Source organism: Reyranella massiliensis 521 (assembly GCF_000312425.1).
GTDB classification, from domain to species: domain Bacteria; phylum Pseudomonadota; class Alphaproteobacteria; order Reyranellales; family Reyranellaceae; genus Reyranella; species Reyranella massiliensis.
Genome location: NZ_HE997181.1, coordinates 45,549 through 64,215 on the forward strand (window position 1 = coordinate 45,549; position 18,667 = coordinate 64,215).

The following is an 18,667-nucleotide window of genomic DNA, read 5'->3' on the forward strand; positions in this document are numbered from 1 at the left end:
TGATCAACGCAGCCTGGGATCGAGGACGGCGTTCATCAGGTCCGCCAGCATGGTCAGCGCCACGTAGATCACGGCGAGCACCAGCACCACGGCTTGAACCACGGGAAAGTCGTTCTTGCCGATCGATTCCCAGGCAAGGAAACCGACGCCGTGCAGGGCGAAGACCTGTTCGATCACGATCGAGCCGCCCAGCATGAAGCCGAGCTGGACGGCTGCGATGGCCACCACCGGGATCGCCGCATTGCGCAGGGCATGCTTCAGCAGGATCGAGGCGCGCGACAGGCCCTTGGCCCGCGCCGTCCTTATGTAGTCGCTGCCCAGAGCCTGGATCATGCCGGCACGGGTAAGCCGTGTGAGCGCGGGGATGGCAGAGAAGGCCAGCACGATGCCCGGCATCACATAGTGCTGCCATGACCCGGTACCGGAGATCGGCAGCCAGCCGAGCTGCAGACCTAGTGTGATCATGAGGATCAGGCCCAGCCAGAAGGACGGCATCGCCTGGCCGAGCAGCGCCACCATCTGCACCACCCGGTCGAGCGTCGTATTCTCGCGTACTGCCGCCAGGATGCCCAGTGGCAAGGAAACGAGCAGGGCGATGACGAGGCCGGTCAGCCCCAGGGTGATGGTGATCGGCATGCGCTCGGCGATCAGCGAGGAGACGCGGGCCTTGAAGAAATAGCTTTCGCCCAGGTCGCCGGTGACGGCGCGGCCGACCCAGTCGAAGAACTGGGTCGTCAGTGGCCGGTCGAGGCCATAGGCCTTGCGCACCAGCTCGATATCTTCCTGGGTGGCATTGGGGCCGGCAATCGAGACCGCGAGGTCGCCCGAGAGCCGTGTCAGGACGAAGGCTAGGGTCATGACCGTCGCGGCAACGAGCAGCGCCACGATCAGACGGCGGACAATGAACTGGAGCATGTGCGGCAGCGAGCTTAGTGCGGATCCTTCCCCAAAGCGACCATGCGAATCTCGCGCCAAATTGCAAGGGCCGATGGTGCACAATCCCCGGCGAGGGGTGCTTGGCTAGGGCGCGCTGCTCCTATATGGGGGAGTCATGCCGATCTTCACGAACCCGCGGCGCACGCCCTGCTTCGGCACGGCGCCAACCCTCGAGGACTTCGAAGCGATCGCCGCTGAGGCCCTCGCCACCATTCCCGAGGAGTTCCGTCGGCACGTCGGCAACGTGCGCATTCAAGTCGACGACTTTCCGTCCGACGACGTCGAGAAGGAAATGGAACTCGATACGCCCTTCGATCTGCTCGGTCTCTATCAGGGCGTGTCGATGATGGAACGCGGTGCCGGCCATGTCGCCAACGACATCGACCGCATCTTCCTCTATCGCCGCCCGATCCTCGACTATTGGTGCGAGTCGGGCGAGGACCTGCCGCACATCGTGCGGCACGTGCTGATCCATGAGATCGGCCATCACTTCGGCCTGAGCGACGACGATATGGAAGCAATCGAAGCCAAAGCCGAAGAAGAGTCGCAGCGCGTCCAGCCGGGCGCCTAACGACAGGGCGCGCCAGTCCACCGGCGCGCTCCCGGCATCAGAGCCTCATTGCTTCACGATAGAGCCGCTCGGGATTGGTCCACTTGATGGCCTGCACGAACGCCTCGATGTATTTCTCGGCATCGCTGTCGTAGTCCTTCTCGTAGGCATGGCGATGCACGTCCATAGCCAGCAGCGGCGTATTGCCGGCCGGCACTTCCGAGACGCTGGCAGTTCGGTGATTGTACAGGCGCTTGTCGCGCGCCGAGTGGGACAGGATCACCCAGCCGTCGCCGTCCGCCAGTGACCGGCCGGTCGCCATGAACTCCGCTTTCCAGCGGTCGAGGCTGCCGAAATCGCGCGACATGGCCTGGGCAAGCAGGCCCGAAGGGTTCGTCGGCGCTTCGCCGATTCCGTCGAAATAGAGTTCGTGCAGGATCGTGGTGTTGTAGCTGGCCAGCTCCTCGCTCTTGAGCTTTGCCAGGGCCTCCGGCGGCGCTTGATTGAAATCGAGCTTCGACAGCTCCTCGTTGAGCGCATTCACCCGCTTGATGGCACGCACGTAGATTTCATCGTAGTGGTGGCGCAGGAGATCGGCCGAGAGGCCTTTCACCTTGTCGGGATTGAACGTGAGCGGCTTGGGCGTGAGTCGCAGCGTTGTGGCGCTGATGGCGAGTTGTTGACTGCGAGCCGGGATGGCCATCGCCCCAAGCAACAGGCCAACGCCCGCGGCCAGAGAGCGGCGGGGGATGTTGGTCATAGTCGAACTCCTGCGTGTCCCTGAAAGGGAACGCGCATCAAGGCGATGAGTTGCGCAGCACCGGAGGCATACGATAGCGGCCTTCCAGGAGGGCCGCGTCGGGCTCATAGGCACGCAAAACGAGCCGCAGGGGGCCTGCAGGTGCGGGCAGCCAGTTGGCCATGCGATGACCAGCCGGTGGTTGGCGCTGTATATAAAGAGTAAGCGCGCCATCGACTGCGTGCATCAGCCCGGCCGTATTTTCGCTGATCGCGTAGCGCGCGATAGGATTGTCGAAGAAGAAGGCGCGACCGTCGGCCATCCTCTCGTAAATGGCCAGCGACCAAAAGGCGCGGACCGGCGGCAAGCCGTTGGCGGGAAAGGTCAGCGTGTAGGAGTGTCCGCCGGCAAGAGGGCGGCCGGCCGCATCGGCCGAACCAACGATGCTCACGAGTTCGGCCGGCTCCGAGACGCCGAGATTGGTGAGGGCCGTCGCCGCACGATAGAGGTGGTCGTCGCCAAAATTGCCGAGATGCGCTTCGGCATAGGACCAGCCGTCGACTGTCCTTGCGGGTCGTGTGGCAGCGGCGCGGATATCGGCCAAGCCCTGCTCGATGCCGACGCGGATCGCGCGCCGCTCGCCATCGCTGAAAGCACGCAAGTCGAGCTTGCGTCCCGGTGCCAGCTTGAGCGGCGCGAACGCCTGGATCTGATTGCGATCGCGATCTGAGAGCAGGCTCTCGCCCAGGGCCCTCATGCCAGTCGCCAGAATATCAAAAGGATCGGCCGGCTGCGGCGCCGGCCAGTCGGCCGTGGGTTCCGGTGGCGCCTGGGTACGCTGGCGCATCAATTCGCGCGTTTCCAGGATGCGCCGCTCATTGCGCATGTCCGGCGTTTCGAGCAGTACGCGCGTCTGCAGGATGGCGAGGCGGTCGAGCTCGCCGGAGTCGCTGACCAGCAACCGCCCGCGCAACCAGACCGAATTGGTCGGTGCCCGTACCAGAGCGACTTCGCCCGGCGGATCGCCCTTCCAGGAAGGGCCCACGATCATCTGGGGCGGTGGCCGGCCTCCGTTCAGACGATGGCTGACCGTCGCGAACGTATCGGTGAAGAGGTCGAGGAAGGCATAGCTATAGAAGAGGTCGCCGACGGGTGGCACGACCAGGAACATCGGTTCGTTCGAGAGGTCGAGCCAGGCGAAGGATTGCAATGTGTCGCCGCTCGGCATCGACACGGCGCGTGTTTGCGGATCGGCGAGCGTCGTGATGTGTCGAAAGCGGTTCAGCCTCTGCCGCGCTGGATTGGCTTCGCTCGCCGTCGCCTGCCAGCGCGCGCGATACATCTCGTAGATCGGGAAGAGGTAGATCACGGCCCGCCGGGCCAGTTCACGCAACGACGGCGTGTCCTGAGCCCGCGCAAGCGCCGGTGTGGCGATCATGCCCGCCAGCGCAGTGCGGCGCCCTATCTTCATGCCGCCCGCTCCCGCAACCTCCGGCGCTCGGCCACGAAAGCGGCTGCTTCCTGCCAAGGGGCGAGCGTCCAGAAGGAGCGCGCCCGTCCCGAGGGAGAGGCGAGCACGAACACGACGGCCCCTTCGAGCAATGTTTGCTGTCGTCCGTAGACTGGCGACTTCACGCCAAGCCCCAGAGAGGCAGCATTCTTGCTGGTGAAGGCAATGGCGGCGGGCCGGTACTGCCGCAGCTTGGCGTGCAGCGACGCGGCGTCCATCGCCGCAGGCGTCAGCTCATGGTCGGAGCCGACCTCGGTCTTGTTGAGGTCTGTGAGGCCAATCCCAAGGCTCAGCAGCTCGGGAAAGCGCTGTGGGGCCAGGCGCTCCGGCGTCAGGCCGACCGCATACAGTGTCGGCCAGAAGGCGTTGCCGGGATTGGCGTAGTAGGCGCGCGCCCTGAACGAGATGGGGCTGGGCGCCGTGCCGCAGAAGACGAGATCGAGGCCCGGCGCCAGCAGGTCGGGAATGAGCTGTCTATTGCGGCTTGATGCCCGCGGCACGGATGACCTCGCCCCAGCGTTTGATCTCGGTCTGGATATAGGCGTCGATCTCGGGAACTGTCATCGTGCCCGGCTCGAAGCCGCCCGCCTTCATGCTCGCCATCACGTCGGGCGATTGCAATGCCTTCTCGGTCGCCGCCCTGAGCTTGTCCTTGATCTTGGCCGGGGTGCCCTTGGGGACGGCCCAGATCGACCAGGAGGTCACCACGAGGTCGGGCGACACGCTCTCCGCGAAGGTCGGCGTATCGGGCGTGACGGGCGACCGCTTGGCGCCGCTCGATGCGACGGGTTTCAGCTTGCCCGCGCTCACCTGGCTCATCAGCGAATCGATGTTGGAGATGACGAGCGGTACGTGGCCCGCCAGCACGTCGGCCACTGCAGCCGCAGCGCCGCGATAGCTGATGAAGGTGATGTCGGCGCCGGTCTTCTGCTTGAAGAGTTCCATGGTCAGAGTCGGCGAGGTGCCGAGCCCCGACGATCCGAAGGTGATCTTGCCCGGCTCCGCCTTCGCGGCGGCGAGCAGCTTGGGCAGGGTGTCGTGCGGGAAGCTCGGGTGACAGCACAGGAGATTGGGCTGGGTGCCGATCCAGGCCACGGTTTCGAGATCGGTCACGGCGTTGTAAGCGGGGCGGGCATAGAGATGCGGAACCAAGGCGTGGCTGCCGATATTGCCCAGAAGCACCGAATAGCCGTCGGCTGGTGACTTGGCGACATTGTCGGCGGCGATCGAGCCGCCGGCGCCCGTGCGGTTCTCCACCACGAAGGACTGGCCGAACGCGTCGCTGAGCTTTACGGCAAGGCGGCGCGCGATGTTGTCCTGCGAGCCGCCCGGCGTGAACGGACAGACGATCCGCACATTGCGGTTCGGCCAGTCGTCGGCCTGGGCGAAGGCCCGGGAGGCCCCGGCCAAGTGCGCAAATGGCAGGCCCGCCAGAGCGGCAGAGAAAAGACGTCTCCTCATCCTTGTTCTTCCTTCACGATCGATCCCCGTCGGTGTCGATGATGCACGAGCCCTGACGAGACGCCTAGAGGTTGCGGAGGCAGCAAATTGCTTGGCGATGGCTGCCCGCCGGAACAATTCGTGCGCGGGTACGTTGCCAAACCATGAACGCCGCTTTCAAAACCCCACGTGACGCGGCGCCAGCGGCGGCGCCCACGATCCTGGTGGTCGAAGACGAGGTTTTGATCCGTATGGCGGTGTCGGACTACCTGCGCGATTGCGCCTTTCATGTGGTCGAGGCGGGGAGCGGCGACGAGGCGATCCGGGTGCTCGAAGCGGGCATCCCAGTCGATATCGTCTTCTCGGATGTCCACATGCCGGGCGACGCCGATGGCTTCGCCCTCTCGCAATGGGTGCGCCGCGAGCGACCCGGCGTGAAGGTGATCCTGACCTCGGGCGTCGCCCGCGCCGCCAAGGCCGCCGGCGATCTTTGCGAGGAAGGGCCCTTTCTCGCCAAGCCTTACGATCACCGCGACCTCCAACGGCATATTCGCGGCCTGCTGGCCCGCTAGGATTTCGACCTGAGGCTCCGTGGCCTTGTCCACCTTCCTCCGTCGGGCATGATGGAGGCTGGGAGGACAGGCATGCATACGATCGACAAGGCTGACGAAGCGCAGCTTCTCGCCACCATCGACCGCTGGATCGAGCGCGAAGTGGCGCCGCGGGTGAAAGAATTCGATCACGCCGACAAATGGCCCGCCGAGATCGTCGAGCAGATGAAGGAACTGGGGCTATTCGGCGCCACGGTAAGCCCCGAGTATGGCGGCCTCGGCCTGCCGGCCCGGACCTACGCCGAAATCGTGATGCGTGTGTCGTCCGTGTGGATGGCGATCACCGGCATCTTTAACTCCCACCTGATGTTGGCGCTCGCCATCGAGAAGTTCGGCACGGAGCCGCAGAAGCGCCATTGGCTGCCGAAGCTTGCGAGCGGCGAGGTGAGGGGCGGACTGGCGCTCACCGAGCCCGATGCGGGCACCGACCTGCAGGCGATCCGGCTTACTGCACGCCGCGAAGGCGACCACTATGTGCTGAACGGCACCAAGACCTGGATCTCCAACGGCATCGAGGGCTCGTGCTTCGCGCTGCTGGTGAAGACCAATCCTGAAGCCAGTCCGCGCTACTCGGGCATGAGCCTGTTCATCGCGCCCAAGGGGCCGGGCTTCACGGTCGGCCGCAAGCTCGAGAAGCTCGGCTACAAGTCGATCGATTCGGGCGAGCTGATCTTCGAGAACTATCGCGTACCGGCCGATCACCTGATCGGCGAAGTCGAGGGCCGGGGCTTCACCCAGGTGGCGGGCGGCCTCGAACTGGGCCGCATCAATGTGGCCGCGCGCGGCGTCGGCATTGCCGAGGGGGCGCTGCGGCTTGCCACGAGTTATGCCCAGATCCGCAAGACCTTCGGCAAGCCGATCTGCGAGCATCAGGCGATCCAGCTCAAGCTTGGCGAGATGGCGACGCGGGCCCGGGCGGCGCGGTTGCTGACGCTCGACGCAGCGGAGGCCTTCGACCGCGGCGACCGCTGCGATCTCGAAGCCGGCATGGCCAAGTATTTCTCCTCGGAGGCGGCGCTGGAAAACAGCATCGAGTCCATGCGCATCCATGGCGCCTACGGCTATTCCAAGGAGTACGATATCGAGCGTCTATATCGCGATGCGCCGCTGACCTGCATCGGCGAGGGCACCAACGAGATGCAGCGCATCATCATCGCGCGGCAGTGGGTCAAGCGGAACGCCGTCGTATGAACGCCAAGCCTCTCGAAGGTATTCGCGTCCTCACCCTGGAGCAGTTCGGGGCCGGGCCCTACGGCACAATGTTCCTCGCGGAACTGGGCGCCGAGGTGATCAAGATCGAGGCGCCGGAAGGCGATCCCTCGCGTCAGGTCGGGCCCTACAAGCTGGGCAACGACGACAGCGAGTATTTCCAGGCCTGGAATCTCGGCAAGAAGAGCGTGACGCTCGACCTGAAGAGCGCCGAGGGCCGCAAGCAGTTCGAAGCGTTGGTTAAGGGCGCGGACTGCGTCGTGAACAACATGCGCGGCACGCAGCCCGCCAAGCTCGGCATCGACTATGCGAGCCTGAAGCATCTGAAGCCCTCCATCGTCTGCCTGCACATCTCGGCCTATGGCCGCGACAACGAACGCAGGGACTGGCCGGGCTACGATTTCCTGATGCAGGCCGAGGCGGGTTTGATGGAGCTGACCGGCGAGCCGGACGGGCCGCCGACGCGGGTCGGCGTTTCCCTGATCGACAGCATGAGCGGGCTCACGGGGATCGTTGGCCTGTTGAGTTGCCTGCTGCGCGCCCGGACCACGGGGCAGGGGTGCGATGTCGATACCTGCCTCTACGACGTCGCCATGCATCAGCTCACCTATCCTGGCCTCTGGTACCTGAACGAGGGCGATGTCTCGCCGCGGGTCCCGCGCAGCGCCCATCTGTCCCTGGCGCCGGTCCAGACCTTCCCGACCAAGGACGGCTGGATCTTCATCATGTGCATGACGCAGAAGTTCTGGCTGTCGCTGTGCCAGGTCATGGGCCGCACCGATCTTCTCGACGATCCGCGCTTTGCCGATCCCAATACCCGCGCAACGAACCGCGCCGCGATGACCGAGGCGCTCGATCCGACCTTCCGCACACACACGACGGCGGAATGGTTGTCGAAGCTCAACGGGCTGTTGCCGGCGGCGCCGGTCCACCGGCTCGACCAGGCACTGGACAGTTCTTTCGCACGCGCCGCCGGCATGGTCTCCGCGGTGCCGCATCCCGTGAAGGGCGAGCTGCGCGTGCTTGCCAATCCTCTCCGCATCGACGGACAGCGGCCTTCGCAGGCGGCCTGTTCATCCCTCGGTGCCGACAACGAGTCCGTGTTGGAACGCACATGAAACTTCAAGGTATCAAGGTCGTCGATCTCTCCTGGTTCTTGCCGGGTCCCTACCTCACCACGGCGCTGGCCGACCATGGCGCCGAGGTGATCAAGATCGAGCCACCGGGCGAAGGCGACCCCGGCCGCCACATCCGGCCAGCCGACGAACGCACCTCCGTGTTCTTTCGCAACATGGGCCGCGGCAAGAAAAGCGTCGTGCTCGACCTCAAGAGCGAGCAGGGACGCGCCGATCTCTTTCGCCTCGCCCGCGAAGCCGACGTGCTGGTCGAGTCGTTCCGGCCGGGTGTCGCGGCGCGCTTCGGTATCGGTTACGAGGCGGTCAAAGCCGCCAACCCCGGCATCGTCTACTGCTCGATCAGCGCCTTCGGCCAGGACGGCGCCTATCCCGGCCGCGCCGCGCACGACCTCGCGCTCGAGGCGATGGCCGGTGTGTTGAGCCTGACCCTGGGCGATGATGGCCGTCCGGCAATTCCGGGCATTCCCATCGCCGACCTGGTGAGCGGCCTTCATGGACTGTCCGGCGTGCTGATGGCGCTGCTGCGCCGCAAGGATACGGGCCGTGGCGACTATATCGACGTCTCCATGCACGAGGCGTTGATCGCCTCCTGCGCCAACGTCGTCGGCTCGACCTTTGCCGAGAACAAGCACCCCGACGTCAAGCAGCAGCGGACGACGGGCGGCTCGGCCTTCTATCGCGTCTACGATACGTCCGATGGCCGTCAGCTCGTACTGGCCGGCCAGGAGATGAAGTTCATCAAGAACCTGCTGGGGGCGCTCGGTAAACCGGAGATGGCGCCGCTTTGCGAATGGCCAGGTGCGCATCAGAAGCCGGTCGTGGATTTCCTTGCGGCGACCTTCCGCGAAAAGCCGCTGGCGCATTGGATGAGCTGGCTCGACACGCTCGACATCTGCTACGGCCCGGTCAACACGCTGCCCGAGGCGATTGCCGATGCGAACCTTGCCAAGCGCGGCATGATCGTGACCGACGGACAGGGCCGCAAACACTTCGCCCCCGTTGTCCGCTTTCAGGACGAGCCGTCGCGGCCGCTCTATCGCGAGCCGTTGCTGGGCGAGCATACGGAAGAGGTATTGAAGCGCGGGCGTTGACTCATCGCCTGCGATTGCTTCCGCGCGGCCTGTATCAGCATGTCGAGTGCGGGGCGTTGCGGGCCCCCGGCTTTCCAGACGCACCAGGTCTCGGAGAGGATCTTCGCCTCCCGCAGCGGCACGAAGACCGCTCCGGCCATGTTCGAGGCCTTGAGAGTGCTCGGAACGAGGGCCACTCCGAGGCCGTTGGCGACGAAGGAGACCACGCTCAGCCAGTGACGGACCTGATGGCGGACGCGCGGCGAGAAACCCGCCGAAAGGCAGGTCGCAATGATCGATTCGTAGTAGTCCGGCGAGACGTTGCGGGAGAAGAGCACGAACTCGTCGTCCTTGAGTCGCGACAGGCGGAGCGTGCGGGCGCCGGCGCAAGGGTGATCCCGAGGGACGCAGGCGACGAAAGGTTCGGCGTGATAGCGAAAGCCCTCCAACCGGCTCGGGACGTCGCGGCCGTGGATGAAGCCGAGGTCGATCTCGTCGCGTTGCAGGGCCTCGATCTGTTCGGTCGAGTTCAGTTCCTGAACGGACAGCTCGATGTCGGGCGATGCGGCCTGAAATGCGTCGAGGATCTTCGGGAAGCCGCGATAGAGCATGGAGCTGCCGAAGCCGAGCCGCAGCCGTCCTTCCTTTCCGTCGGCGATCGCCTTCACCAGGAGACGCGTTTCCCCGGTCCGGCGCAGCAGCACTTCCGCTTCGCGCTGCAAGGCCACGCCCGCCGCGGTGAGACTGACGTTGCGGCTGGTGCGCTCGAACAGCCGCGCGCCGATCTCCTCTTCGAGTTGGCGGATGGCGAGGCTGAGTGGCGGCTGCGACAGCGACAGGCGCTGGGCGGCACGGCCGAAATGCTTCTCCTCGGCAAGGACGGAGAAGTAGCGCAGCTTGCGAAGGTCCATGGGCCGGCTCCGATGATCGATATGAAAAGTATATCAATCTCGAATAAAGTAATATTGGACGGTATCAATAGATCGGGCAGACCATAGATGTCTGCTTCGTTTCCTGCCCAGAGGCTCGTTCCATGAAGGCCGATATCGATCTCTCAGGTGCCATCCCCGATTCGCGCGGGATCAACCTCTATCGCGCCGATCGCGACGCCGCGGCCCTGTTCGCCCACTACCTGCCTCGGCCGCTGTTCCGCCATCTCGAGCCGACCTTCGACCGGCTGGGCGGCCTCGCGGGCGGACACCTCGACGAACTTGCCGGCATTGCCGACCACAATCCGCCGACCCTGTCGGTGCGGCGACGCACCGGCGAGGACTGCAATGTCGTCGAGAAGCATCCAGCCTATGTCGAGATGGAGCGGCTGGCCTTTTCCGAGCTGGGGCTGGCGGCGATGTCGCACCGCGGCGTGCTGGGCTGGAACGAGCCGATGCCGCCCGCAGCCAAGTATGCGCTGACCTATCTCTTCGTGCAGGCCGAGTTCGGCCTGATGTGTCCGGTCAGCATGACGGATTCGTTGACCCGCACGCTGCGGCGTTTCGGCGATCCCAAACTGGTGGGGCGCTTCCTCGAGCGCCTGACGTCGGTCGATTTCGACGAGCTGGCGCAGGGCGCTATGTTCATGACCGAGCAGGGCGCCGGCTCCGACGTCAGCGCCACCGCCACGCGCGCTGCGTTGCAGTCCGACGGCACCTGGAAGCTGACCGGCGACAAGTGGTTCTGCTCGAACGCCGATGCCGATCTGGCGATGGTCCTGGCGCGCAGCGAGGACGTTCCCGGCATGAAGGGCATCTCGCTGTTCCTGTTGCCGAAGGTGAAAGCCGACGGCCGACCGAACGACTATCGGATCCTGCGGCTGAAGGACAAGCTCGGCACCCGTTCGATGGCCAGCGGCGAGATCCGCCTCGACGGGGCGGAAGCCTATCTCGTCGGCGAGCGCGGGCGCGGCTTCAACCAGATGGCCGACATGGTCAACAATTCGCGACTGTCGAACGGCGTGCGTGCCGCCGGCCTGATGCGGCGTGCCACGACGGAGGCGCTGTTCGTCGCCCGCCATCGGCAGGCATTCGGCAAGCGGCTGATCGAACTGCCGCTGATGCGTCGCCAGCTCGCGAAGATGGTGGTGTGGGCCGAGCAGGCGCGGAGCATGATGTTCCTGACGGCAGACGCCCTCGACCGTGCCAACCACAACGATGCGACCGGCGCCAAGCTTGCCCGCATCATGACGCCGCTGATCAAGTTCCGCGCCTGTCGCGATGCCCGCAAGGTGACCGGAGATGCGATGGAAGTCCGCGGCGGCTGCGGCTACATCGAAGAATGGTCGGATGCGCGGTTGGTCCGCGACGCCCATCTCGGGTCGATCTGGGAAGGCACGTCCAACATCGTTGCGCTCGACGTCTCGCGGGCGATCTCGCGCGACGACGCGCTTCCGGCGCTCAAGGCCCATAACGAGGAATTGCTGCGCGGGGCGGCACTCGATGCGAAGACGCAGGCGTTGTTCGCGGACGCTCTGGATCGGGCCTGCGCCTTCGCCGCAGATGTCGCGGCCCGGAAGTCAGACGTTCTGGCGCGGCAGTCTGCGTCGGCGCTCTATCACATCACCACCGCCATCGGCCTTGCGCACGAGGCGGCGGAACTGCGTACGCCGCATCGCCTGGCTCTGGCGCGTATGGTTCTGACGCACCGGCTGTTGCCGCAAGACCCCCTGCGGGACGAGGAGGATGCGGCCGCGCTCGACAGCGTTCTGGCGGCTTGACCGCCTTCCCTATCTCCAACCTTGCTTGAGGATGCGCGTCACATAGGGAGGGACGACTTTCGTGGCGGGGCCGTAGATGTGCTCGTGGAATAGGGCTTTGTTGTCGGTCGGTTCGAGATTGAGCTCGATCGTGTGGGCGCGCGGTCGGTAGCGTCGGACATGCAAGACAAAGCCGGCGGCGGGATAGACCTCGCCGGAAGTGCCGATGGCAATGAAGAGACCGCAGCGTTCCAGCACCTCGTAGATCTCGTCGAGATGTATCGGCATCTCGCCGAACCAGACGATGTTGGGCCGTAGCTCGCCGATGGACCGGCAGTTGGGGCAGACGGACTCGGGAGTGAGATCGGCGTCGGAGGCGAATTCGGTCTTGCAGACCATGCAGCGGACCTCGCCATCGCGGCCATGCATGTGGATGACCTTTCGCGAGCCCGCCATCTCGTGCAGAGGATCGATATTCTGGGTGATGATCGTGACTTCACCCTCGTATTCGCGCTCCAGCCGGGCCAACGCTTCGTGCGCTTCATTCGGTGTGATGTGAGCGGCGCGGAAGGCGCGGCGGGTCTCGTTGTAGAAGTCGAGCACCTTCTTCTTGTCGCGAAACCAAGCGTCGACGGTCGCGACCTCCTCGAGATTCACGCGGGTCCACAGCCCGCCATCGTCCCGAAACGTATCGATACCGCTTTCCTTGGAGATGCCGGCGCCGGTCAGCACGGCGATGCCCGGTGGAAGGAAATCCTGATGCATGCTCTCACTCTAGCGCCGTGCTAGGGTGCCGTGCCATGACCATCGGCGTCCTCTTCGTCTGCACAGCCAATATTTGCCGCTCGCCTATGGCCGAGGGGGCGTTTCGGGAGATGGCTCGCAAGGCGGGCCTTGCTGCCGGCTTCGAGATCGCCTCCGCCGGCACGTCCGATGTGAAGGCCGGCGAGCCCCCGTCCCCCTTTGCCGTCGAAGTCGCCGCCGCGCGCGGCTACGATATCTCTGCGGGGCGCGCCCGGAAGATCACCGGCGAGGATATCGCGCATTTCGACCATGTGCTCGCGATGACCCGCGGCCATCTCGCGGAGATGCGTTGGCTGGCGCCGCGTGCGCTCGCAGACAAGCCGAAGCTCCTCATGAGCTTCGCGCCGCCGGCCGGCATTCTCGACGTGGCCGATCCCTATGGCCTCGACAGGCCCGAGTACGAACGCGCGCTCGGGCTGATCGAAGTGGCTTGCCGCGGCCTGCTCGACCGCCTGATACCTCAGGTCAAAAGGGCCATTTGAGGCCAAGCTCGCCGAAGCGGTTCACGACGTTGAAGGTGAGCCGCGACACGTCGTTGTCGAACTTGTTGTGGGGCAGGCTGCCGCAATAGGTGATCGAGCCCACCGAGAACACTGCACCGCCTTTCGGCTTCTCGATGTAGGTCATGTCGGCGCGGATCAACTGCTCCAGGGTCTGGCCGGGAATGGTGGTGGTGAAGCCCAGCCGCTCCTCGTGAACCACCACGAAGTTCTTGCGGTCGTGGCCTTCGGAGGAGGCGAGCACGACGGCATTGAGCGGGCTGCCCAGCCGATGGTCGAGACGGTCGAGCTCGAATCCTGCCGCCCCGCCGCCCGAGAAGCCGTAGCCGCCGAACAGCTCGTCCTTTACGCCCTCGAAGACCCAGGCATGGGTATTGTCGCGCGCTGCCGGCGATTGCCGGTAGGAATCGCCGACGAAGGTGCCCTGGCTCGAAAAGCCGATGCCGCAGAGCAGATTGGGCGGCCGGTCGGAGCGCCGCCACAGGCCGCCATAGGCGCCGTCGAAGGCATGATAGTATTCGCCCGGCTCGGCGGCCCAGGTGCGGATGCCGCCTTCGGTCCGTCGCACCTCGATGGCGCCCGGCACCTTGGGCGAGAGCGCGACGCGCCAGTAGAACCCGTTGCCGCCGAGATACATCAGCCGCCCGCCATTCTCGGTATAGGCCTGCAACGCATCGAGCGTGCCTTCCGTGTGATACTCGGGATGCGAGCCCGTCAGCACGACCTTGTAGGAGGAGAGGAACTCGACTCCCTTTTCGTCGAGATCGTGGTCGGTGATCACGTCAAAGGCTATGCCCATGCGGTCGAGCCAGCCGGTGAGGTGCGTATCGGCCGGCAGGTGGCGCAGGCCAGAGCCGGCTTCGTCGTTGAAGGAAAGATAGTTCGGTCGCCAGGTCAGCAGCGGCCGCAGGCGCGAGGAATAGCTGACGCCCGAACCGTCGCGATGAAGGTTGTAGGTCGAGAGGCCATAGTCCTTGTGCTCGTCGGGATTGTTCGGATAGGCCTTCCAGTCGGCGACCTTCTTGCGGAATGCGTCGTCGTACATGCCGCGCGCGAAGTTCGAATAGACCTGATAGGTGAAGGTGGCGGCGAGGTAGCAGACCTTGGCCTGCGGCTTGCCCATCTGCGGCCGCACGAAGAAGGGGATGACGTCGCGGTGCGGCCCGCAGCTCAGCTGCATACCGTAGACGCCGCTCTTCATGTCCTTGGGGATGGTGAAGCTGAAATCGTCTTCCCAGCCGCAGTCATGCAGATCGTCGTCATGGAAGTGGATGGCGGCATAATGGTGCGGCGCCTTCTTCCAGTCGCGCTCGGCGCCGGTCCAGGCTGCGCCCTTCATGGCGCGCGTCGGCAGGTTGACCAGCCTGCCATGCAGCCCATTGGGGCCCGTGTCCTCGATCTCCATCGAGTCCATGCGCCGCGAGAAATCCCAGGCGGCGAAGCCCACCACCTGCGGCGCTTCGATCTTGCCGTTGAAGCAGTGGCGGGCCGGCCGGTCGCTCGCTGCTTCCGCGCCGATCAGCAGAGGTGCCGGAGCATCGAGCGTCAGCCCGCCCGTTACCGTGGCTTTCGCTTCCCCTTCGTCGTCGGCGGCAAAAGCGCGCTTCAGCGGCTGCTGGCCGACGCGCAAGGTTCCGGTCTCAGGATCGGCGCTGGCCCAGACGCGATACCAGACATGCGCGCGGAGCTTCTTGCCCACCGCGACGCGATGGCTGCCGGTCTCCAGCACCATGCCATCGGGCGTGAGGACCAACGCAAAGCCTGCACCGGTGGCGGGATCGCGGCGCGACAGCACGGCCTGCGGTGCATCTTCGGGCAAAGTTGGCCAGATCAGCGCTTCGATCTGCAGGGATGACGGCAGTTTTGCATCGCGTGCGTTCTCTACGAGACCGTACGAACCTGTCCATGCGTGTTGAACGCGCGACGCGAAGCGGCCATCGAAGAGATCCGACATGTCTTCGAGCTTGGGAGGTGGTCCACCGGGATTGGTGTCGCCGCGGACGATGCGCACCAAGGTGGCGTTATAGGGATTGGGGCCGGTGCTCGAGATCTTGAAAGCGATTTTTTCGCCGCTGCGTACCGAGATGCGGTCGGAGTAACCAATCAACGCTGCTGTCACTTTTGTCTCCCCCGATGTCGGCGATATAGTCGCCCGAATTCAGGGAGGATTTCTATGACCAATAAAATCACCCGCCGCAGGGTGATCGCATCGACGATCACGGCATCGCTGGCGGCGCCCATGCTGGCCCGCCACGGCTGGGCGCAGTCGACCTATCCCAACAAGCAGATCCGCGTGGTGGTTCCGTTCGCGCCGGGCGGCACGACCGACCTTCTGGGCCGCATCGCGGCACAACATCTCACCGAGGCCTGGGGCCAGACGGTCGTCGTCGACAACAAGAGCGGTGCCGGGGGCAATGTCGGCGCCGAGATCGTCGCCAAGTCGCCGGCCGATGGCTACACGCTGCTGCTCGGTACGGTCGGCACCGCCGTCACCAACCAGTTCCTCTACAAGAACATGCCCTACGACGGGACGAAGAGCTTTGCGCCGGTGGCGCTGTTCGGCGAAGTCGCGAACGTGCTTGCCGTTCATCCCAGCATGCCGGTGAAGACCGCGAAGGAATATGTCGAGTATTGCAAGAAGCAGGGACCGGGCAAGGTAAGCTTCGGCTCGCCCGCGATCGGTGGCACCGGCCATCTCGCGATGGAGTATTTCCAGTCGCTGGCCGGCTTCAAGGTGGAGCATGTCGTCTATCGCGGCAGCTCCCTGGTGCTGAAGGACCTGTTGGCAGGTCACATTCCCAGCACGATGGACAATCTGCCGCCCTACCTGCCCCACATCCAGTCGGGCGCGTTGCGCGCATTGGGCGTGAGCTCGGGCAAGCGCTGGTTCTCGCTGCCCGACGTGCCGACCATCGCCGAGCAGGGTTTCGCCGGCTTCGATGCGGCGCCCTGGTGGTATGTCGCGGCTCCTGCCGGCACGCCGCCCGATATCGTGAAGAAGTTGAGCGACGAGCTGGTCAAGGCGGCGAAGTCACCCGACATCATCAAGAAGATCCGCGACGCAGGTGCCGCCGAACTCGGCGGATCGTCGGAGGATCTCGCCAAGCACATGGTGGCAGAAACCGCGAAGTGGCAGAAAGTCGTCACGGCCGCCAAGCTGGAGCCCCAGTGACCCGCAAGGACCTAAAGGGAATGATCCAGACCGTCCTCGGGCTCATCGAGCCCGAGGCGCTTGGCCGGACTCTGATGCACGAGCATGTGCTTTGCGACATCCGTCCGCCCGGCACGCGTTCCGACAACGATCTCGGCCCCGAGATCACGCTCGAGAATGTCTGGCAGATGAACTACGGCCACGGGCTGAAGCGCTCCGGCCGCAAGTACATGCTCGACCTCGAGGACATTGCCACGCGCGAGGTGGCGATGATGAAGCACGACGGCGGCGACGCCATCGTCGAGCTGACCTGCGGCGGCCTCTCGCCCGATCCGAAGGGACTGCAGCGCATCGCCGCCGGCACCGGCGTGCACCTCGTCATGGGCTGCGGCTACTACGTCAACGATTACCAGGATCCGAAGAACCACCGGCGCTCGGTCGACGACTTTGCCGCCGAAATGATCGGCCAGATCCTCGATGGCGCCTGGGGCACCGAGGTGCGCGCCGGCATGATCGGTGAGATCGGTTGTCAGGCGCCGTGGACCGATACGGAGAAGCGCGTCATGCAGGCGGCATTCGTCGCCGCGCAGGAAACGGGTGCGGCGATCAACGTCCATCCCGGCCGCGATCCCGACCAGCCGCAGGAAGTCGCCGACTTCGCCAAGGCCGCGGGCTTTCCTACGGAACGCATCGTCATCAGCCATATCGACCGCACGATCTTCGACGAGCCGCGCCTGCTGAAGCTCGCGGACAGCGGCGTCACGGTCGAGTTCGATCTGTTCGGGCAGGAGGCGAGCTACTACGGTCTCTCCGATATCGACATGCCCAACGACGCGACGCGTCTCCGGCTGATCCGGGCTTTGATTACCGCGGGTCATCTCGAGCGAGTCGTGATCAGCCACGACATCTGCTACCGCACGCGGCTCGCGAGCTTCGGCGGCCACGGCTACGGCCACATCTTCCGCAACGTCGTGCCGATGATGAAGCGGCGTGGCTACAGCGAGGGCGAGATCGACGCCATCCTGGTGCACAATCCGCGGCGGCTGCTGACGTTCATCTAGCCGACGTCTCAGAAGGTCAGCGGATAGGTCGCTTCTTCGGTGTAGATCGAGCCATTGCGGCCGGTGCGGCTGGAATAGAGCGAGAAGTGCTCGGCGATCCAGGGGCCGGCCCGCAGGGTGCCGTTGCTCGCCATGAACTGGGCGAGGTGATGGCCGGTCTCGGCGGTGCTCGAAAAGCGGGCGAGGGTGACGTGCGGGCGGAACTTGCGGCGTTCGACCTCGATGCCGCAGTTGCGTGCCACGGTCGACACTTTCTGTTGCAGCCAGTCGAGCCGCTCGCTGCGCTCGACGGTGGCGACCAGGGCGCGGGGTTGCTTGCCGCTGCTGAATTGCTCGACGCCGGCAATGGACACCGAGAAGGGCGGCCCTTCGATATCCGACAGTTCGTCTTCGAGGTCGCGCATCGTGGCGCCCTGCACTTCGCCGGCGAAGCAGAGGGTCACGTGGAAATTCTCCGACGGCACCCATCGCGCATCGGGCACGCCCGACTGCAGGGCCGAGAGTTCGTCGGCGACTTCTTCAGGGACGGGCAGGGCGGCGAACAGACGCGGCATGATCGTCGAGGTTCTTGGTCACGAAAGGCAGGATGCGTTCGACAACGACGTCGACGCCCTTGGCGTTGGGATGGATGCCGTCGGGCTGGTTGAGAGCGGGCTCTTGCGCCACACCGTCGAGGAAGAAGGCGTAGAGCGGCACGCCGTGCTTGTCAGCGACCTTCTTGAAAATGCCGTCGAAGGCTTTGGCGTATTCGGCGCCGAAGTTGCGCGGCGCCAGCATGCCGGCCAGCCACACCGTCGCCCCGGCGGCCTTGAGCTTGGTGACGATGGCGTCGAGGTTGCGCTCGGTGGCGGCAGGATCGAGGGCGCGCAGCCCATCGTTGCCGCCGAGTTCGACCAACACGATGTCGGGCTTGTCCGCCATCATCCAGTCGATGCGCTCCAGCCCACCGGCCGTCGTGTCTCCGGATACACCGTGATTGATGATGGTGACGTTGCGGTTCTGGGCCTTCAACGCCGCATCTAGCCGGGCCGGGAATGCTTGGGCGGGGCTCAGTCCATAGCCCGCCGCGAGGCTGTCTCCCAGGATGGCGAGCTTGACTGGTCCGGTTTGTGCAGCAGCCGGCAGGGCTGCGAGGCAGATCAGAAAGACCAGAAGCGCCGCGATCCGTGAATTGACCCGTGCCGCAAAACGACCATATGCAGTCTGCAATTTCATCGTTTCGCCCGCCTTGTCGCCCATCCCAGGAGCCTGCTTGCCTACC

The 18,667-nt window shown here is 65.0% G+C and carries 19 protein-coding genes; 9 read left to right on the plus strand and 10 right to left on the minus strand.

Annotated elements, in window-relative coordinates:
• Positions 1–3: 3 nt before the first annotated feature.
• Positions 4–915, minus strand: coding sequence for an ABC transporter permease (locus BN60_RS00295; RefSeq protein WP_020693961.1), 912 nt, complete (start codon positions 913–915; stop codon positions 4–6).
• Between the two features lie 136 nt (positions 916–1,051).
• Here BN60_RS00295 and BN60_RS00300 point away from each other — a divergent pair, with 136 nt between their 5' ends.
• Complete coding sequence (locus tag BN60_RS00300; RefSeq protein WP_020693962.1) at positions 1,052–1,507, plus strand: metallopeptidase family protein; 456 nt, start codon at positions 1,052–1,054, stop codon at positions 1,505–1,507.
• Between the two features lie 37 nt (positions 1,508–1,544).
• On the opposite strand, the gene BN60_RS00305 is transcribed toward BN60_RS00300, so the two are convergent.
• From BN60_RS00305 to BN60_RS00320, 4 genes are read right to left on the minus strand one after another with little or no spacing between them, the layout of a single operon-like run.
• The gene (locus tag BN60_RS00305; RefSeq protein ID WP_020693963.1) at positions 1,545–2,246 is read right to left on the minus strand and encodes a superoxide dismutase; all 702 of its coding nucleotides are present in this window, start codon (positions 2,244–2,246) and stop codon (positions 1,545–1,547) included.
• Between the two features lie 37 nt (positions 2,247–2,283).
• A complete protein-coding gene (locus BN60_RS00310; RefSeq protein ID WP_020693964.1) occupies positions 2,284–3,696 on the minus strand; it encodes a DUF1254 domain-containing protein in 1,413 nt (470 codons plus the stop codon).
• Positions 3,693–4,235: a mismatch-specific DNA-glycosylase gene (locus tag BN60_RS00315; protein WP_020693965.1), complete on the minus strand. Its 543-nt coding sequence runs from the start codon at positions 4,233–4,235 to the stop codon at positions 3,693–3,695. The genes BN60_RS00310 and BN60_RS00315 overlap by 4 nt, the downstream gene beginning before the upstream one ends.
• Positions 4,210–5,196: a Bug family tripartite tricarboxylate transporter substrate binding protein gene (locus tag BN60_RS00320; RefSeq protein WP_020693966.1), complete on the minus strand. Its 987-nt coding sequence runs from the start codon at positions 5,194–5,196 to the stop codon at positions 4,210–4,212. The genes BN60_RS00315 and BN60_RS00320 overlap by 26 nt, the downstream gene beginning before the upstream one ends.
• A gap of 143 nt (positions 5,197–5,339) precedes the next feature.
• Between BN60_RS00320 and BN60_RS00325 the strand changes: the two genes are divergently transcribed.
• From BN60_RS00325 to BN60_RS00340, 4 genes are all read left to right on the plus strand, one after another.
• Positions 5,340–5,747 (plus strand): response regulator, encoded by a 408-nt coding sequence (locus tag BN60_RS00325; protein ID WP_020693967.1) that lies wholly within the window; start codon positions 5,340–5,342, stop codon positions 5,745–5,747.
• A gap of 72 nt (positions 5,748–5,819) precedes the next feature.
• Complete coding sequence (locus BN60_RS00330; RefSeq protein ID WP_020693968.1) at positions 5,820–6,977, plus strand: acyl-CoA dehydrogenase family protein; 1,158 nt, start codon at positions 5,820–5,822, stop codon at positions 6,975–6,977.
• On the plus strand, positions 6,974–8,113 hold the full coding sequence (locus BN60_RS00335; RefSeq protein WP_020693969.1) for a CaiB/BaiF CoA transferase family protein: 1,140 nt from the start codon (positions 6,974–6,976) through the stop codon (positions 8,111–8,113). The genes BN60_RS00330 and BN60_RS00335 overlap by 4 nt, the downstream gene beginning before the upstream one ends.
• Complete coding sequence (locus BN60_RS00340) at positions 8,110–9,222, plus strand: CaiB/BaiF CoA transferase family protein (protein ID WP_020693970.1); 1,113 nt, start codon at positions 8,110–8,112, stop codon at positions 9,220–9,222. Before BN60_RS00335 ends, BN60_RS00340 begins: the two co-directional genes overlap by 4 nt.
• Here the strand turns inward: BN60_RS00340 and BN60_RS00345 are convergent.
• Positions 9,165–10,112 carry a LysR family transcriptional regulator gene (locus BN60_RS00345; RefSeq protein WP_020693971.1) on the minus strand — a complete coding sequence of 316 codons (948 nt, stop codon included), beginning with the start codon at positions 10,110–10,112 and terminating at the stop codon, positions 9,165–9,167. The genes BN60_RS00340 and BN60_RS00345 overlap by 58 nt on opposite strands.
• A 122-nt stretch (positions 10,113–10,234) precedes the next feature.
• On the opposite strand from BN60_RS00345, the gene BN60_RS00350 reads away from it, so the two are divergent.
• Positions 10,235–11,911, plus strand: a complete 1,677-nt coding sequence (locus tag BN60_RS00350) for an acyl-CoA dehydrogenase family protein (RefSeq protein WP_020693972.1) — start codon at positions 10,235–10,237, stop codon at positions 11,909–11,911.
• A 9-nt stretch (positions 11,912–11,920) separates the two neighbouring features.
• Here the strand turns inward: BN60_RS00350 and BN60_RS00355 are convergent, their stop codons facing one another.
• Positions 11,921–12,655 (minus strand): NAD-dependent deacylase, encoded by a 735-nt coding sequence (locus tag BN60_RS00355; protein WP_020693973.1) that lies wholly within the window; start codon positions 12,653–12,655, stop codon positions 11,921–11,923.
• A gap of 35 nt (positions 12,656–12,690) precedes the next feature.
• Between BN60_RS00355 and BN60_RS00360 the strand changes: the two genes are divergently transcribed.
• Positions 12,691–13,176, plus strand: coding sequence for a low molecular weight protein-tyrosine-phosphatase (locus tag BN60_RS00360; protein WP_020693974.1), 486 nt, complete (start codon positions 12,691–12,693; stop codon positions 13,174–13,176).
• Here the strand turns inward: BN60_RS00360 and BN60_RS00365 are convergent.
• A complete protein-coding gene (locus tag BN60_RS00365) occupies positions 13,160–15,313 on the minus strand; it encodes a N,N-dimethylformamidase beta subunit family domain-containing protein (RefSeq protein ID WP_043283507.1) in 2,154 nt (717 codons plus the stop codon). The two genes, BN60_RS00360 and BN60_RS00365, sit on opposite strands and share 17 nt — an antisense overlap.
• Before the next feature lie 54 nt (positions 15,314–15,367).
• Here BN60_RS00365 and BN60_RS00370 point away from each other — a divergent pair, with 54 nt between their 5' ends.
• Positions 15,368–16,366 (plus strand): Bug family tripartite tricarboxylate transporter substrate binding protein, encoded by a 999-nt coding sequence (locus tag BN60_RS00370; RefSeq protein ID WP_020693976.1) that lies wholly within the window; start codon positions 15,368–15,370, stop codon positions 16,364–16,366.
• Between the two features lie 20 nt (positions 16,367–16,386).
• Positions 16,387–17,406 carry a phosphotriesterase family protein gene (locus BN60_RS00375; RefSeq protein ID WP_020693977.1) on the plus strand — a complete coding sequence of 340 codons (1,020 nt, stop codon included), beginning with the start codon at positions 16,387–16,389 and terminating at the stop codon, positions 17,404–17,406.
• Positions 17,407–17,414: 8 nt separating this feature from the next.
• Here BN60_RS00375 and thpR read toward each other — a convergent pair whose 3' ends face one another.
• Positions 17,415–17,960 (minus strand): RNA 2',3'-cyclic phosphodiesterase, encoded by a 546-nt coding sequence (gene thpR, locus BN60_RS00380; RefSeq protein WP_020693978.1) that lies wholly within the window; start codon positions 17,958–17,960, stop codon positions 17,415–17,417.
• A complete protein-coding gene (locus BN60_RS00385) occupies positions 17,926–18,621 on the minus strand; it encodes an arylesterase (RefSeq protein ID WP_051150207.1) in 696 nt (231 codons plus the stop codon). The genes thpR and BN60_RS00385 overlap by 35 nt, the downstream gene beginning before the upstream one ends.
• Between the last annotated feature and the right edge of the window lie 46 nt (positions 18,622–18,667).

Bases quoted from the DNA above. Each gene is read 5' to 3' on its own strand.
- BN60_RS00295 (WP_020693961.1), bottom strand. From the start codon at position 915: ATGCTCCAGTTCATTGTCCGCCGTCTGATCGTGGCGCTGCTCGTTGCC.
- BN60_RS00300 (WP_020693962.1), top strand. From the start codon at position 1,052: ATGCCGATCTTCACGAACCCGCGGCGCACGCCCTGCTTCGGCACGGCG.
- BN60_RS00305 (WP_020693963.1), bottom strand. From the start codon at position 2,246: ATGACCAACATCCCCCGCCGCTCTCTGGCCGCGGGCGTTGGCCTGTTG.
- BN60_RS00310 (WP_020693964.1), bottom strand. From the start codon at position 3,696: ATGAAGATAGGGCGCCGCACTGCGCTGGCGGGCATGATCGCCACACCG.
- BN60_RS00320 (WP_020693966.1), bottom strand. From the start codon at position 5,196: ATGAGGAGACGTCTTTTCTCTGCCGCTCTGGCGGGCCTGCCATTTGCG.
- BN60_RS00325 (WP_020693967.1), top strand. From the start codon at position 5,340: ATGAACGCCGCTTTCAAAACCCCACGTGACGCGGCGCCAGCGGCGGCG.
- BN60_RS00330 (WP_020693968.1), top strand. From the start codon at position 5,820: ATGCATACGATCGACAAGGCTGACGAAGCGCAGCTTCTCGCCACCATC.
- BN60_RS00335 (WP_020693969.1), top strand. From the start codon at position 6,974: ATGAACGCCAAGCCTCTCGAAGGTATTCGCGTCCTCACCCTGGAGCAG.
- BN60_RS00340 (WP_020693970.1), top strand. From the start codon at position 8,110: ATGAAACTTCAAGGTATCAAGGTCGTCGATCTCTCCTGGTTCTTGCCG.
- BN60_RS00345 (WP_020693971.1), bottom strand. From the start codon at position 10,112: ATGGACCTTCGCAAGCTGCGCTACTTCTCCGTCCTTGCCGAGGAGAAG.
- BN60_RS00350 (WP_020693972.1), top strand. From the start codon at position 10,235: ATGAAGGCCGATATCGATCTCTCAGGTGCCATCCCCGATTCGCGCGGG.
- BN60_RS00355 (WP_020693973.1), bottom strand. From the start codon at position 12,655: ATGCATCAGGATTTCCTTCCACCGGGCATCGCCGTGCTGACCGGCGCC.
- BN60_RS00360 (WP_020693974.1), top strand. From the start codon at position 12,691: ATGACCATCGGCGTCCTCTTCGTCTGCACAGCCAATATTTGCCGCTCG.
- BN60_RS00370 (WP_020693976.1), top strand. From the start codon at position 15,368: ATGACCAATAAAATCACCCGCCGCAGGGTGATCGCATCGACGATCACG.
- BN60_RS00375 (WP_020693977.1), top strand. From the start codon at position 16,387: ATGATCCAGACCGTCCTCGGGCTCATCGAGCCCGAGGCGCTTGGCCGG.
- thpR (WP_020693978.1), bottom strand. From the start codon at position 17,960: ATGCCGCGTCTGTTCGCCGCCCTGCCCGTCCCTGAAGAAGTCGCCGAC.
- BN60_RS00385 (WP_051150207.1), bottom strand. From the start codon at position 18,621: ATGAAATTGCAGACTGCATATGGTCGTTTTGCGGCACGGGTCAATTCA.